This is a genomic window from Rathayibacter sp. SD072 (genome assembly GCF_017355185.1).
In the GTDB taxonomy this organism is placed as follows: Bacteria; Actinomycetota; Actinomycetes; order Actinomycetales; family Microbacteriaceae; genus Rathayibacter.
The window spans coordinates 1-14,296 of the sequence record NZ_JADILJ010000016.1 but is presented as its reverse complement, the minus strand read 5'-3'; the positions used below and the strand labels follow the sequence as shown (position 1 = coordinate 14,296).

Genomic DNA, 14,296 nt, shown 5'->3' with positions numbered 1-14,296 from the left:
GAAGGATCGGGGACTGAGTGCTCGGAGATGGTGTACCCCTCGTCGAATCGGGTCGTCGTGGACCCCAGGAGGCTACCAGCCCCTCTCGAACGGGTGCCGGACAGGAGGTGTCCTCCCGTTGCTCAGCCCTGGGCCAGAGCGAGGGCGAGCGTCGCTCCTGCGACGGTCGGCACGACGGCGACGAGACCGAGCAGCGCGTACTGCGTCCACGAGATCCGCACCCCCATCGCGGTCAGGCGCTGGTGCCAGAGGAGGGTGGCGAGCGAGGCCCACGGAGTGATCAGCGGACCGGCGTTCACGCCGATCAGCAGCGCGACCAGACGCGCCGGATCCGCGGCGACCGGCTCCAGGGCGAGGTACGCGGGCAGGTTGTCGACGAGGTTCGCGGCGACGGCGCCCGAGCCGGCGAGACGCAGCAGGTCGACGGCTCCGGAGCCCTGCCCCGCGACCACGGCGAGCGCCGCCCCGAGCCCGAGCTGGTGCGCCGCCTCCATCGCGACGAAGAGGCCCGCGGCGAAGACGACGAGCTGCCACGGGAGGAGCGACGGCCGCAGCGCCGCGGGCCGCCGCACCGCGAACAGCACGACCAGGGCGAGGGCGGCGACGGCGGCGGGGATCCACACCTCGACCCCCGACACCAGCGCGGGCAGCAGCAGGAGCACCACCAGACCGGACCCCGTGAGCAGCACCCGGTCCTCCACCGGCGTCCGCTCCCCGGCCCGGTAGCGGCCCGAGAGCTCGCGCCGGTACCGGACGGCGAGCACGATCACCGGGACCACCGCCGCGACGAGCGCGGGTGCGGCCGTCAGCGCCGCGAACTCCAGCGGCCCGTCGACGCCGAGGCGCCGCTCGGCGAGCAGGTTCGTCAGGTTCGAGACGGGCAGCAGGAGCGACCCGCAGTTGGCCAGCCACACGGTCGCCATCGCGAAGGGAAGGGGCGGCACTCCCACGTGCGCCGCGAGCAGCACGACGACCGGGGTCAGCAGCACCGCGGTCGTGTCCAGCGACAGGAAGACGGTGCAGAGGATCGCGAGGACGACGACGAGGAGCCAGAGCACCGCCGTGCGTCCGCGGCCCCACGACGCGGCCCGCTCGGCGACCACGGTGAACACGCCCGCCTCGGACGCCAGCTCGGCGACGACGGTGACCGCCACGACGAAGGCGAGGATCGGACCCGTGCGCTCGACGAGCTCGCCGAGCGCCTCCGGCGGCAGGACTCCCGTGAGCACCGCCACCGCCCCGAGGGCGAGCAGGAGTGCTCCGATGAGTGCCGTGCGCATCCTGCTGCTCCCTCTGCTGGTCCCGCTCGCGGGCAGCCCACCGTAGCTGCCGCCCCCCGTGCGCCCTGTCAACCGCTCCGGGCGCACCGACGACACCGGTAGCGTCGTCTCGAACACCGGGAGGCAATCGATGCGCAAGTTCATCCTCAACTCGAGCGTCATCAGCGCGCTGGTCGGCGGCTGGTCGATCCTTCAGACGACCCGCAAAGGGCCGCGCGACTGGCGACTCGCCCTGCAGTGGGTCAGCTGGGCGATCGCCGTGGCCGTCGCCTTCGGCTCCGTCTCGTACGACTCGAAGGAGCTCGCCAAGGAGGCGAAGGGCAAGAAGCGCGATCGCTGATCGCTGATCGCGCCCGCCGAGGCCCTCCGACGCGCCGTTCGCCGACCGGCGCGGCGTGTCAGGGGGCCTCTCGGCTGTTCCCCGGCGAGACTGGAGTGAGTCGTCAGCCGCACGGGATCGGGGTTCGTCATGAGGTTTCGTCTGAGGCGCCGCCAGCCGGCCCCCGAGGTCGTCGCGGCTCCCGCTCTCACCCAGGACGAGCTGTTCGCCGTGGTCCATGAGCGCCTCGCGTCGTTCGTGGGCTCCGAGGGCGCCTGGGTCGTCACCCGGCGCAGTCACGACGACCGCGACCCGATCTTCCACGGCATGCTCGCCCGCTCCCTCGCGCACGAGCTCGCCGCCGCGATCCAGGCCGAGCAGCTGCGTGCCGGCGCTCCCGAGAGCGCGAACCCCGTCACCTCGGCCATCCCGGTCATGCGCGCTTCGACCCCGCCGGTCGCGCCCGAGCCCGCGGCGCTCACCTGGGACCCGCAGCCGATCGCCGTCTGGGCCGAGCCCGACGCCCCGGCCGCCGCCCCGGTCGACGCGACCCGCTAGGCCCGAGCCCCCCTCCCCTGATCGAGCAGCCCTCTCCGCTGATCGGGCAGCCCGCGCAGCGGGCGTCTCGAGATCACCCCACTCCGGGCGCGATGGGTCTCGATACGCGTTTCCGGCGCTGCTCGACCGGCAAGGGGTCACCCCCGGCGCTCAGATCTGCTTCCAGCCCTCCGGGCCGCCGCTGCCCGCGGGGTACTCGTCCAGCGGCACCGCGCCCGAGCGCCACGCGTCGAGGGCGGGCTGCACGATGCGCCAGCACTCCTCCGCCGCGTCGCCGCGCACCGAGAGCGAGGGGTCGTCGTCGAGGATCCCCGACAGCACCTCGCCGTAGGCCAGGAGCTCCCCCTCGCCGAAGGTCGCCTCGAGCGACGCGCGCTCCAGCGTGTAGGGGTCTCCGGGACCGTTGATGTTCAGCTCGAGCGCCATCTTGTCCGGTGCGAGGAACAGCCGCAGCACCGAGGGCTCCTCCGTGCCGTGGAAGCCGCTGGGCAGGTGCGGCACCGGCTTGAAGCGGATGACCACCTCGCGGCGCCGCTCCCCCAGCGCCTTCCCCGAGCGGAGCGTGAAGGGGACCCCCGCCCAGCGCCAGGTGTCGATCTCGACGGTCAGCTCGGCGAGCGTCTCGGTGCCGCGCTCCGGGTCGACGCCCGGCTCCGAGGCGTAGGCCGGGAGCTCGCGGCCGTCGACCGAGCCCGCCCCGTAGCGCGCGCGACGCGAGCCGTCCTCCTCGCGGATCCGCGTGGCGCGCAGGACGATGCCCTTCGCGTCGCGCAGGTCGGCGGCGTCGAGCGTCGAGGGCGCCTCCATGGCGACGACGGCGAGCACCTGGAGCAGGTGGCTCTGGATCATGTCGATGAGGGCGCCGGCGCCGTCGTAGTAGCCGGCCCGTCCCTCCAGCCCGAGCTGCTCGTCGTAGACGATCGCGACGCTCTCGATGTGCTCGGCCGACCACAGCGGCTCGAGGATCCGGTTCGCGAAGCGCAGTCCGAGGAGGTTCATGACGGTCGCGCGGCCGAGGAAGTGGTCCACCCGGTGCACGCGCTCCTCCGGGACGAGCGCGGCGAGGCGCTCGTTCAGGGCGCGAGCGCTGGCCTCGTCGACGCCGAACGGCTTCTCGAGAGCGAGGACGGTCCCCTCGGGCAGTCCGTGCACCGCGAGGGCGTCGCAGGCCTTCGCCGCGATGGCGGGCGGCAGGGCGAAGTAGATCGCCACGGGACCCTCGCAGCTCGCGAGCAGTGCGGCGAGCGCCTCCGGATCGGTCACGTCGATCTGCACGTAGCGCGTGCCGGCGACCATCTCGTCGGCACCGGTGCCGCTCGTGGCGACGGTGCCGAGGGAGGAGGAGAGCACCTCGTGCCAGTGCTCCTGCGTCCAGTCCTCCCGGCCCGCCCCGACGAGGTGCAGGCGGCGATCGGGCTCCCGGGTCAGCAGCTGACCGACGGCCGGGAGGAGGAGGCGGGAGGACAGGTCCCCCGTCGCCCCGAGGATGAGCAGAGTCGAGACCGAGTGCGTCATGCGGCTCACCCTACGGCGCGGCTCGGACCGGATGCTCCGCCTTGACGGGGAGCGCTCGGCTCCTGCTGAGAGGATCCAGGCATGGTCTCCCCGATCGAGGACTACGCGGTCCTCTCCGACTGCCGCACCGCCGCTCTCGTCTCCCGCGACGGCGGCATCGACTGGCTCTGCCTCCCCCGCTTCGACTCCCCCTCCGTCTTCGGCGCCCTGCTCGGGGGCGACGACCAGGGCCGGTGGTCGCTGCGGCCGACCGACGCCGGCGCCCGGGTCGAGCGCCGCTACCTCGGCGACACCCTCGCCCTGGTGACGCGGTGGACCACGTCGACCGGAGTCGTCGAGGTCACCGACGTGATGCCGCTGCGCGACGACCGGGCCGAGCTCGTGCGCCGGGTGCGCGGCGTCTCGGGCACCGTCCGGATGCGGCAGGAGCTGCGGCTCCGCTTCGACTACGCCCGGGTCGTGCCGTGGGTGCGCCAGGAGGGGACCGACGAGGCACCGCTGCTGGTCGCCGTCGCCGGTCCGGACGCGGTCGTCGTGCGCGGCATGCGGCTCACGGCCACCGACCACGTGCACTCCGCCGAGTTCGACGTCGCCGAGGGGTCGAGCATCGACCTCTCCATGGCCTGGTTCCCCTCGCACCACCGCTGGCCGAAGGCCCTCGACGTCGATCGCGCCCTCGAGAGCACGCTCGCCTGGTGGTCGGAGTGGGCGGGGACGATCCGCTACGACGGCCCGTACCGCGACGCGGTCGTGCGCTCGCTGCTCACCCTCCGGGCACTGACCGACGACGAGACGGGCGGCATCGTCGCCGCCGCGACCACCTCGCTCCCGGAGGAGTTCGGCGGCAGCCGCAACTGGGACTACCGCTACGTCTGGCTGCGCGACGCCTCCCTGACCCTGCAGGCGCTGCTCGCGCACGGCTTCGAGCAGGAGGCGCAGAAGTGGCGAGCGTGGCTCCTCCGCGCCGTCGCGGGCGACCCGGCCGACGTCCAGATCATGTACGGCATCGCGGGCGAGCGCGATCTGTCCGAGCGCACGATGCCCAGCCTGCCCGGCTACGACGGCGCCTCCCCCGTCCGCATCGGCAACGGGGCGGTCGACCAGTACCAGGCCGACGTGATCGGCGAGGTGATGGTCGCTCTGCACGAGGCGCGGACGGCCGGAGTGGACGAGACCCGCTTCTCGTGGCCGCTGCAGCGCGCGCTGCTGGGGTTCGTCGAGCAGAACTGGCGTCGGCCGGACAACGGCATCTGGGAGATCCGCGGTGAACCGCGCCACTTCACCCACTCGCGCGTCATGATCTGGGCGGCCCTGGACCGCGGGGTCCGCGGCGTGCGCGAGAACGGCCTCCCCGGGCCGGTCGAGACCTGGGAGGCGCTGCGCGACGAGGTGCGCGCCGAGATCGACGCCCAGGGCTACGACGCGGAGCGCGGCCACTTCGTGCAGTCCTACGGATCGACCGAGGTCGACGCGTCCCTGCTCGTCCTGCCGATGGTCGGCTACCTCGACGCCGACGACCCGCGGATGACCGGCACCGTCGCCGAGATGGAGCGGACGCTCCTGCACGACGGGCTGCTGCACCGCTACCGCACCGAGTCCTCGGTCGACGGCCTGCCCGGCGGGGAGCACCCGTTCCTCGCCTGCTCGTTCTGGCTCGTGCACCAGTACGCGTCCTCCGGACGCCTGGACGACGCCCGCGCGCTGATGGACCGGCTGGTCGGGCTCGCGAACGACGTCGGTCTGCTCGCGGAGGAGTACGACGTCGAGAACCACCGGCACGCGGGCAACACCCCGCAGGCGCTCTCGCACCTCGCCCTCGTGCAGGCCGCCGACGCGATCGCGGACGCTCGATGAGCCCACGACGGCGCCGGCCGCTCCGCCTCGTGCTCCTCGTCCTCGGCGCTCTCCTGGCGGTCGCCGTGCTCGGATTCCTCGTGTGGTCCTCGATCGTGAGCGGGCCCGACGAGGAGGCCCTCGAGCGCGTCAGGGCGGACACCGGCGTCAGCGTCGAGCGCACCGACTCCGCGATCGTGATGACGCCGACCGGCGACTCCTCGGGCGAGGGCCTCGTCTTCGTCCCCGGCGCGAAGGTCGACGCCGCGTCCTACGAGGCGACGCTCGCTCCGCTCGTCGAGGAGGGCGCGACCGTCGTCATCACCCGGCCGATCCTGAACCTGGCCTTCTTCGACCTGCGCTCGCTCGAGAGCTTCACCGATCAGGCGGAGGGTGTGGACGAGTGGTTAGTCGGCGGGCACTCGCTGGGCGGAGTGAAGGCGTGCCAGTGGGCCGAGGGCGACGACGTCGCGGGTCTCGTGCTGCTCGGCAGCTACTGCGCGAACGACCTGTCCGGCTCCGGCACGGCGGTCCTGAGCGTCAGCGGCTCCGAGGACGGGCTGAGCACCCCCGAGAAGGTCGCCGCCGCGCGCGACCTGCTGCCCGACTCCGCCCTCGTGGTCGAGATCGAGGGCGCGAACCACGCCGCCTTCGGCTGGTACGGCGCCCAGGCGGGCGACGGCACGGCGACGATCGGGCACGAGGAGTCGGACGCGCAGCTCGCGGCGGCGCTCACCGCGTTCCTCGAGTCCGAGCGCTGATCGGGAGCGACCCCGCGGCACCCGCTTGACCTCGAGCGCGCTCGAAGTCCTAGGGTGGCGCCATGTCCACCACCCGCATCGCCGAGGCGCCCGCCGCCCCGGCCCTGTCCATCTCCGAGGTCGCCTCGGCGACCGGTCTCACCGTGCACACGCTGCGCTACTACGAGCGCGTCGGGCTGATGCTCGAGCCCGTCGAGCGCGCCTCGTCGCGGCACCGGCGCTACAGCGCCTCGGACGTCGGGTGGGTCGACTTCCTGACCAAGCTCCGCGCGACGGGGATGCCCATCGCGCGCATCCGCGAGTACGCGGGGCTGCTCAGGATCGGTCCTGCGAGCGAGCCCGAGCGCCTCGCCCTCCTCCAGGCGCACCGCGCCGAGGTGGAGGAGCAGCTCGCGCGCACCCGCAGGAGTCTCGCCGCGATCGACTACAAGATCGCGGCCTACCAGGAGAGGACCACCTCGTGAAGCACACCATCCTCGGCTCCGGGAACCCCGGAACCGCCCTCGACGTCTCCCGCCTCGGCCTGGGCGCCATGGGCATGTCCGCCTTCTACTCGGGCGCCGGGAGCGACGACGCGGAGTCCGTCCGCACGCTGCACCGCGCCGTCGACCTCGGCGTCGTGTTCATCGACACCGCCGAGATCTACGGCCCGTTCCTCAACGAGGAGCTCGTCGGGCGCGCGCTCGCCGACCGCCGCGACGAGGTCGTGATCGCCAGCAAGTTCGGCATGATCCAGCACCGCGGCTCCGGCGAGCGCGGTCTCGACGGCTCGCCCGAGAACCTCCGCCTCGCCGTCGAGGGCTCGCTGCAGCGACTCGGCACCGACCGCATCGACCTCTACTACCAGCACCGGATGGACCCGGGCGTGCCGATCGAGGACACCGCCGGCGCGTTCGCCGAGCTGATCCAGGAGGGCAAGATCCTCGCCTACGGTCTGTCCGAGGCGGCGCCCGCGACGATCCGCCGCGCCCACGCCGTGCACCCGGTCACCGCCGTGCAGTCCGAGTACTCGCTCTGGACGCGCGACCCGGAGGCGGAGGTGCTGCCCCTGCTGCGCGAGCTCGGCATCGGCTTCGTGCCCTACTCGCCGCTCGGGCGCGGCTTCCTGACGGGGGCGATCCGCTCGGTCGACGAGCTGGGCGACGACGACTTCCGCCGCTCGAACCCCCGGTTCGCCGACGGGAACCTCGAGGCGAACATCCGCATCGTGGAGGAGGTCGACCGGGTCGCCGCCGAGGTCGGCGCCACCTCGGCGCAGGTCGCCCTGGCCTGGCTGCTCGCACAGGGGGAGGGCATCGCGCCGATCCCGGGCACCAAGCGCGTCTCGCGCATCGAGGAGAACGCGGCGGCGGATGCGCTCGAGCTGACCGCGGCGCAGCTCGCGGCGCTCTCGGCCATCGAGCCGCCCGTGGGCGACCGCTACGCCGACATGTCGTCGATCGACCGCTAGGCGCGATGGAACCGGCCCGTCACCGCGAGATGCCACTCCAGTACGTCCGACACCCGCGTGTCGCGTACCCGAGTGGCATCCCGCGGACGGGGCCGGAGCGCTCAGTCCTGCGTGCGCGTCTCGCGCAGGTCGATCAGACCGGTGAACAGCGCGCCGCGCTCGTTCGACGCCGCGTCTCCCGAGAACAGGTTGTCCGGAGTCGCGTGCTGGCGCGGCACCGGGCGGGCAGCGCCGTTGGCTCCCGGCTCCTGCCGCTCCATCTCGACGCGCTGACGGGGCAGGGCCACGGGATCGTTCTCGTGCAGCCACTGCACGAGCCGCTCCCGCACGTAGCAGCGGAGATCGAAGAGCGTGGGCGCGTCCTTCGCGGTGACGAGCACGCGGATCCGCACGAAGCCGCCGACCGCGTCGGTCACCTGCAGCACGCTGACGCGGTGGTCCCAGAGCTCGGTCTCCTCGAGGATCCGGTGCAGCTCCTCGCGCATCTCGTCGGGCCGCACGCGCCAGTCGAGATCGAGCTCGACCGCTCCGAGCAGCTCCGACCCCGTGCGGGTCCAGTTCTGGAACGGCATCGTGGTGAAGTGGTTCGTGGGCAGCACGAGACGGCGGTCGTCCCAGAGGTGCACGACGACGTAGGTGAGGGTGATCTCCTCGATGCGGCCCCACTCCCCCTCGACGATCACGACGTCGTCCAGGCGGATCGCGTCGCTGAAGGCGAGCTGCACGCCCGCGAAGATGTTCGTCAGGCTCGATTGCGCGGCGAGGCCGGCCACGATCGAGAGCACTCCGGCCGACGCGAGGAGGCTGGCTCCCGCCGTGCGGGCCTGCGGGAAGGTGAGGAGCGCCGCTCCGATGGCCACGACCACGACCGCCGCGACCGCGACGCGGCGGATGATCGTCATCTGCGTCCGCAGCCGCCGGGCGCGCCGGTTGTCGACGGTGTCGGTGCGGTAGCGCTCGGCACCCAGGTCCTCGAGGAACACGATGAGGGCGCCGACCAGCCAGGCCGATGCGCCGATCGTCGCGATCTGGAAGATCCGGTCGACGAGCTCGGGAGCGAGATCGCCCGACACGGTGGCGGCGAGGGCCACCCAGACCGCGATCGTGAGCAGGAGCACGCGGAACGGGATGCGGACGCGGCGGATGAGCAGCCGCGCCCAGGTCTTGCGCTTGCCGATGGTGCGGATCACGAGGGCGACCACGGCGGTCACGACCACGGCGATCACCACGGCGATGGCGACGGCGAGGGCGATGCCGCCGATCTCGGGGAGGACGTCTTCGGGCACGTCGGTCCTTTCGTCTGGAGGGAGGGATCGCGCGAGCGGACAGCCTGCCACGGACGAGCCGGGTGCCGGTGTGCGCCGGGACGACGTCAGGGGGACGCCCAGCACGGTGCGGGCCCGCGCACAGCGGACCCGATCGGGTGCGGGCCCACGAGCACGGAGAGGGCCGGCGGCCGCTCGCGCGTGGGGCGACCGCGCCCCGGAACGACGAAACGCCCGCCGGAGGGGCGGGCGTCTCGGGTGGTGCACCCCCTCGGACTTGAACCGAGAACCCACTGATTAAGAGTCAGTTGCTCTGCCGATTGAGCTAGAGGTGCGTGGCGATGCTGCCTGGCCGGAGAAAAATGCTTTCCGAACCGAGGAATCACATTAGCAGTGGCTCCCCCCTCCTCGTCAAATCGAGACGCGGCGGATCTCGGCGCACCCCCTCGGCACCGCTGCGCGAGGGACCTGCTCAGTATCGTGGAGCCGTGACTCCGAGCCTCGACGACGACCTCCGCCTCGCCCTCCGACTCGCCGACGCGGCCGATGCCGTCTCGAGCGAGCGCTTCCTCGCGCGGGACCTCGAGGTGACGACCAAGCCCGACCGCACCCCGGTCACCGACGCCGACCGGGCCGTCGAGGAGGCGCTGCGCGCGCTCCTCGCCCAAGAGCGTCCCGAGGACTCGATCCTCGGGGAGGAGTTCGGCACCTCGGGCGACGCGGCGCGGCAGTGGATCCTCGATCCGATCGACGGCACCGCCCACTTCCTGCGCGGAGTCCCGATCTGGGCCACGCTCATCTCGCTCGCCGTCGACGGCGTCCCGGTCGTGGGAGTCGTCTCGGCACCGGCCCTCGGCAAGCGCTGGTGGGCGGCGAAGGGCTCCGGGGCGTGGACCGACGAGAGCGCCGGCGCCGTCGGGCGCATCGAGCTCCCCGACGAGCTGCGCGGGGTGCTGGCCGCCCCTGCCGCGCAGCAGCCGCGGCGCATCCGGGTGTCGGGCATCGCCGACCTCGCCGAGGCGACGTTCAGCTACAACAGCATCCAGCAGTGGGACGGCGCCGGGAGGCTCGACCAACTGCTCGAGCTCGCCCGCGGCGTCTGGCGCGACCGCGCCTACGGCGACGCGTGGGGCTACATGCTCGTCGCCGAGGGCCTGCTCGACGGTGCGGGCGAGTTCGACGTCAAGCCGTACGATCTCGCCGCGCTCGTCCCCATCGTCGAGGAGGCGGGAGGCCGCTTCACCTCCGCCGACGGGGAGCCCGGCCCCTGGCACGGCAGCTCGCTCGCCACCAACGGACTGCTGCACGACGAGATCCTCGCGATCGTGGCGGAGCGATGAGGCGGGTCCTCCCCTCCCTCGCCGTCGCGGCCCTGGCGCTCGCCCTGGCGTCCTGCTCCTCGGTCGTCGGCTCCGAGGCGCCCGATGCCGTCCGCGACGAGGCCGGAGCGGTCGTGACCGCGGGTGTCGTCGACCCGTTCTCCCTCCGCAAGGGCGACTGCCTCCTCTCCCCGGACGGGGACAGGATCGCCGATGTCGAGCTCGTCCCGTGCGGCGAGGTCCACGACCTCGAGGTCTTCCACGTCTTCGACCAGCCCGGCGAGGAGTACACGAGCCGCAACACGCTCCTCGCGCAGGCGAAAGCGGCGTGCGACATCGAGTTCCCGAACACGATCGGCATCTCGTACGGCGCATCCGCGCTCGAGTACCGCAGCATCGTCCCCTCCGAGGTGAGCTGGAGGCACGGCGACCGCGCCATCGCCTGCGCGGTCTTCGACCCCACGACCGGCCCCGCCACGGGCACCCTCTTCGGCGCAGCGCGCTGAGGCGGAGCCCGCGATCGACGGCCGTCAATCCCCGACCGGGACCCGTTGACAGCCGCCACCCGGCGGCGCACTGTGTGAGGACCCGAGAACGGCCCGGGGGGCGCCGGACGTAGCGACGAGGAGCCGTCCATGCACCACGAGCACGCCGCCGATCAGCCGGAGCGGCCCGGCACCGCGGAGAGGGAGTTCGCCCCCGCGGACACGCTCTTCGACCGCATCCGGCACGAAGCGGCGCTCGTCGCCGCGGCCGAGGCTCTCGAGCCACTCGGCCACCCGGTCTGGGCCGGCCTGCTGCGCGACTACACGATCGCCTCCGACCGGGTGCTGTCCGTCCACGGGGACGCCGAGGCCGCGACCCTGGGCTGGCTCAAGCCCCGGGGCATCATCTCGCTGCTCGTCACGGAGGAGTGCAGCGACCGCCACACCGTCGAGCACCTGGCCGCCGCCCTCGCCGCGATGAACGCGGTGACCCTGACCGTCGACGACGAGCGCTCCGAGCGCCTGCGGCCGGTGATCGACGCAGTCGTGGCGGTCCTCCCGGATGCCGTGGCCGAACTGCCCGTCCGAGCGCAGTCCGACTACCCGCCGGGTGCCGCCGCCGCGGTCCTCACTCCGATCGCTCTGTACCGCTCCTGGGCGCCGCCGACGCTTCTGAACGGGCCGGCGCGCGACGAGGCGGACCGGGTCGCGACGCTCACCCTCTACGGGCGCGTGCGGCAACTCGACGTCCGACCGGGCTGAGCGCGGCCCGCGGGGGGACGAGGGCGGCGCAGACAGCAGGAAGGCCCCGTCTCCCTCTCGGGAGCGGGGCCTCTGCCTCGACGTGTGCGACGACGACCGGTGGTGGAGATGGGGGGAATTGAACCCCCGTCCATCGCTGTGATTCTGCGCCTTCTACGGGTGTAGCCAGTGAAAGCGTTCTACTCGGCCCCGACCGTTACCACTGACGCATCGGTCGACGGGCCCAGCCCGAGTTCGAGTCCCGCGTCGCCCTCAGGCGTAACGACGCAGCAAGTCCTCTAAATGACGCCAGGACCCGGGGCGAGGACGCACCCTCGGGCTGACGGACTATCGACTCTGCTTAGGCAGCGAGAGCGAAGTCGGTGCGCTTCTGTTCGGCACCTGTGTTTTTCAGAGATCGTTAACGAGATAACCCTGAATCCTCGACCCGCTTCTCGCAGTTTCGCAGGCGATGTCGAAACCGATCATCCCCGCGAGCACTCGGTGCGGATGCCGTGAGGCACCGCCTGGAGTGGGTCGTCGTCGCACACTGTCGAGTTGTGGATCCGCTGCGCCTCGCAAGGAGCGGCGGCTGCCGCGAGCGGATGGACCGCAGTGGCAGGTGACCATTCTAGCCGCTCCGGCGAGCCCGTGGGGCCCGCAGCCGACCTCCGTCAGGACTCCGAGCGCGCCGTCACCCGGCGGCGGCGCAGATCGAGGAGACCGAGCACGAGCGCCACGGCGATCAGCCCCAGAGTCACGAAGGCGCCGTTGCGGAAGGCGTCGTGATACGCCACGAGCCCCTCCGTCATGCCCGCCTCGCTGGCGAGCGTCGCGAAGAAGACGGCCGAGGCGCAGGCCGTGCCGACCGCGGTGCCGAGGCGCTGGCCGAGCTGCCCCACGGAGCCCGCGACTCCGCCCTGCTCCGGCGATATCTCGGCCAGCGTCAGCGTCTGATTCGGCGAGACGACGAAACCGCCGCCCGCTCCGGCGACCAGCATGGCCGCGGCCATGCCGTACGCCGCGGTGCCGGCGGGCATCAGCTCGGCCGCCAGCAGCACCAGGGCGAAGCCGACGATCACCAGGACGATGCCCAGCACGACGAGCGAGCGGCCGTACGTCTGCACCAGCTTGCCGCCGTACCACGCGGTCAGTGCCGAGGTGAGGGCGAAGGGGATGCTCACCATGCCGGCGAACACCGGCGCGAGCCCGAGGCCCTGCTGCAGGAACAGCGTCGTCAGGAGGAACGTGGCCGGGATCGCGGCGAAGTAGGCGGTCGCCAGGAGGATCCCGTTGCGGTACGAGCTCGTGCGGAAGATCCGGAAGTCGATCACCGGGGTGCGTCCGAGCGACGAGTAGTGCGCCTCCCAGCGCACGAAGACGGCTGCGGCCGCCACCGCGAGCACCAGCCAGAACCATCGGTACGGCGAATCGGAGGACGCCCCGGTGGTCAGCAGGAACGGGAGCATGAAGGCGAAGATCGCCACGCCCAGGAGCAGCAGCCCGACGGGATCGAGCGAGGTGTCCCCCGCCGGCTTCCGCTGCACCCGCGGCAGGAGCCGCCAGGCGAGGACCAGCGCGGCCACGCCCAGCGGGATGTTCATCCAGAACAGCAGGCGCCAGCCGTCCTGCTCTCCCCCGATCGCGATGAGCAGGCCGCCCAGCGTCGGACCGAACGCCGTCGACAGCCCGATCACCGCACCGAACACCCCGAACGCCCTCGCCCGTTCGGCGCCGGTGAAGAGCTGCTGCACGAGACCGAGCACCTGCGGCATCTGGATGCCCGCTGCGATCCCCTGCAGGAAGCGGGCGACGACGAGCAGCTCGATCGACGGCGCGACGGCGCAGAGCAGGCTCGTGAGAGTGAAGACGGTGAGACCGATCAGGAAGAGCAGCCGTCGCGAGCGGATGTCGCCCAGGCGACCGGCCGGCACGAGCGAGAGACCGAACGCGAGCGCGTATCCCGCGACGATCAGCTGCAGCTGACTCGCGTCCGCCGAGAGCGACTTCTCGATCGACGGCAGGCCGACGTTGACCTTCGAGAGGTCCAGGATCGTGAAGGCCGCGACCGAGACGGCCACGGCGAACGCCCGCCAGCGGGTCCTCTCCTCGGCGGCGGTGCGCGGTGCGTCGGGAGAGTTCTCGGAGGCGGTCACGCCCTCCAGTCTTCCAGGGCCCGCGGGTGCGGCGAGCGGCTTGCGCCCGACCGGCCGCGCGGCCTAGTCGCCCAGGCGGCGGCGCGTCGCCATGGCGCGGTCGGCCTCGCGGCGGTCCTGGCGCTCGCGGAGCACCTGCCGCTTGTCGTAGTCCTTCTTGCCCTTGGCGACCGCGAGCTCGACCTTCGCCTTGCCGTCGCTGAAGTAGAGCGAGAGCGGGATCAGCGTGTACCCGCCCTCCTTCACCTTGTTGTGGATCTTGAGGATCTGCGCCTTGTGCAGCAGCAGCTTGCGCTTGCGGCGGGGCGGGTGGTTCGTCCAGGTGCCCTGCGCCCACTCGTTGATGTGGACGGCGTCGAGCCAGGCCTCCCCGCCGTCCACGAAGGCGTAGCCGTCGACGAGCGAGGCGCGTCCGGCGCGCAGCGACTTGACCTCGGTGCCCGTGAGCACGAGGCCGGCCTCGTAGGTGTCCTCGATGAGGTAGTCGTGGCGCGCCTTGCGATTGGTCGCGACGACCTTCTGTCCCTGTTCCCTGGGCACGGCGGCTCCTTGAGTCCGAGAGCGATGATGGGCCGCCCCGTTCGGAGCAGCCCATCAGTATACGCGCGTCGTCG

General features: G+C 72.3%; 14 protein-coding genes, 1 tRNA gene and 1 other RNA gene. 9 read left to right on the top strand and 7 right to left on the bottom strand.

The features are described 5' to 3' along the window. Positions 1-122: 122 nt before the first annotated feature. A complete protein-coding gene (locus tag IOC53_RS08405; RefSeq protein ID WP_207404672.1) occupies positions 123-1,280 on the bottom strand; it encodes an SLC13 family permease in 1,158 nt (385 codons plus the stop codon). Positions 1,281-1,410: 130 nt separating this feature from the next. Between IOC53_RS08405 and IOC53_RS08400 the strand changes: the two genes are divergently transcribed. Together IOC53_RS08400 and IOC53_RS08395 are read left to right on the top strand one after the other, a co-directional pair. Then, positions 1,411-1,620, top strand: coding sequence for a hypothetical protein (locus IOC53_RS08400; RefSeq protein ID WP_207404669.1), 210 nt, complete (start codon positions 1,411-1,413; stop codon positions 1,618-1,620). Positions 1,621-1,749: 129 nt separating this feature from the next. Continuing rightward, positions 1,750-2,157 carry a hypothetical protein gene (locus tag IOC53_RS08395; protein WP_207404667.1) on the top strand — a complete coding sequence of 136 codons (408 nt, stop codon included), beginning with the start codon at positions 1,750-1,752 and terminating at the stop codon, positions 2,155-2,157. Between the two features lie 150 nt (positions 2,158-2,307). On the opposite strand, the gene IOC53_RS08390 is transcribed toward IOC53_RS08395, so the two are convergent. Further along, the gene (locus tag IOC53_RS08390) at positions 2,308-3,672 is read right to left on the bottom strand and encodes a glucose-6-phosphate dehydrogenase (RefSeq protein ID WP_242683098.1); all 1,365 of its coding nucleotides are present in this window, start codon (positions 3,670-3,672) and stop codon (positions 2,308-2,310) included. Between the two features lie 81 nt (positions 3,673-3,753). Between IOC53_RS08390 and IOC53_RS08385 the strand changes: the two genes are divergently transcribed. The 4 genes from IOC53_RS08385 (at position 3,754) to IOC53_RS08370 (ending at position 7,716) form a co-directional block, all read left to right on the top strand. Then, entirely contained in the window at positions 3,754-5,526 is a 1,773-nt protein-coding gene (locus tag IOC53_RS08385; protein ID WP_207404662.1) for a glycoside hydrolase family 15 protein, read from the top strand. Further along, positions 5,523-6,266, top strand: a complete 744-nt coding sequence (locus tag IOC53_RS08380; RefSeq protein ID WP_207404660.1) for an alpha/beta hydrolase — start codon at positions 5,523-5,525, stop codon at positions 6,264-6,266. The genes IOC53_RS08385 and IOC53_RS08380 overlap by 4 nt, the downstream gene beginning before the upstream one ends. Before the next feature lie 62 nt (positions 6,267-6,328). Next, positions 6,329-6,730 carry a MerR family transcriptional regulator gene (locus IOC53_RS08375; RefSeq protein ID WP_207404658.1) on the top strand — a complete coding sequence of 134 codons (402 nt, stop codon included), beginning with the start codon at positions 6,329-6,331 and terminating at the stop codon, positions 6,728-6,730. Beyond that, entirely contained in the window at positions 6,727-7,716 is a 990-nt protein-coding gene (locus IOC53_RS08370) for an aldo/keto reductase (RefSeq protein WP_307786115.1), read from the top strand. The genes IOC53_RS08375 and IOC53_RS08370 overlap by 4 nt, the downstream gene beginning before the upstream one ends. A 101-nt stretch (positions 7,717-7,817) precedes the next feature. Here IOC53_RS08370 and IOC53_RS08365 read toward each other — a convergent pair whose 3' ends face one another. Both IOC53_RS08365 and IOC53_RS08360 read right to left on the bottom strand, forming a co-directional pair. Next, the gene (locus IOC53_RS08365; RefSeq protein ID WP_207404656.1) at positions 7,818-9,002 is read right to left on the bottom strand and encodes a mechanosensitive ion channel family protein; all 1,185 of its coding nucleotides are present in this window, start codon (positions 9,000-9,002) and stop codon (positions 7,818-7,820) included. A 238-nt stretch (positions 9,003-9,240) separates the two neighbouring features. After that, a tRNA-Lys gene (locus tag IOC53_RS08360) sits at positions 9,241-9,316 on the bottom strand. A 153-nt stretch (positions 9,317-9,469) separates the two neighbouring features. Here IOC53_RS08360 and IOC53_RS08355 point away from each other — a divergent pair. The 3 genes from IOC53_RS08355 to IOC53_RS08345 all read left to right on the top strand — a co-directional run bounded on the left by IOC53_RS08355 (position 9,470) and on the right by IOC53_RS08345 (position 11,547). Next, positions 9,470-10,321: an inositol monophosphatase family protein gene (locus tag IOC53_RS08355; protein WP_307786114.1), complete on the top strand. Its 852-nt coding sequence runs from the start codon at positions 9,470-9,472 to the stop codon at positions 10,319-10,321. Next, entirely contained in the window at positions 10,318-10,806 is a 489-nt protein-coding gene (locus tag IOC53_RS08350) for a septum formation family protein (RefSeq protein WP_207404652.1), read from the top strand. The genes IOC53_RS08355 and IOC53_RS08350 overlap by 4 nt, the downstream gene beginning before the upstream one ends. A 129-nt stretch (positions 10,807-10,935) precedes the next feature. Next, the gene (locus IOC53_RS08345) at positions 10,936-11,547 is read left to right on the top strand and encodes a hypothetical protein (protein ID WP_207404650.1); all 612 of its coding nucleotides are present in this window, start codon (positions 10,936-10,938) and stop codon (positions 11,545-11,547) included. A gap of 100 nt (positions 11,548-11,647) precedes the next feature. On the opposite strand, the gene ssrA is transcribed toward IOC53_RS08345, so the two are convergent. The 3 genes from ssrA to smpB form a co-directional block, all read right to left on the bottom strand. Continuing rightward, positions 11,648-12,019, bottom strand: a transfer-messenger RNA (tmRNA) gene (ssrA, locus tag IOC53_RS08340). A gap of 181 nt (positions 12,020-12,200) precedes the next feature. After that, positions 12,201-13,691 (bottom strand): MFS transporter, encoded by a 1,491-nt coding sequence (locus tag IOC53_RS08335; RefSeq protein ID WP_374070529.1) that lies wholly within the window; start codon positions 13,689-13,691, stop codon positions 12,201-12,203. A gap of 54 nt (positions 13,692-13,745) precedes the next feature. After that, the gene (gene smpB, locus IOC53_RS08330; RefSeq protein WP_068252130.1) at positions 13,746-14,222 is read right to left on the bottom strand and encodes an SsrA-binding protein SmpB; all 477 of its coding nucleotides are present in this window, start codon (positions 14,220-14,222) and stop codon (positions 13,746-13,748) included. Positions 14,223-14,296: the final 74 nt, after the last annotated feature.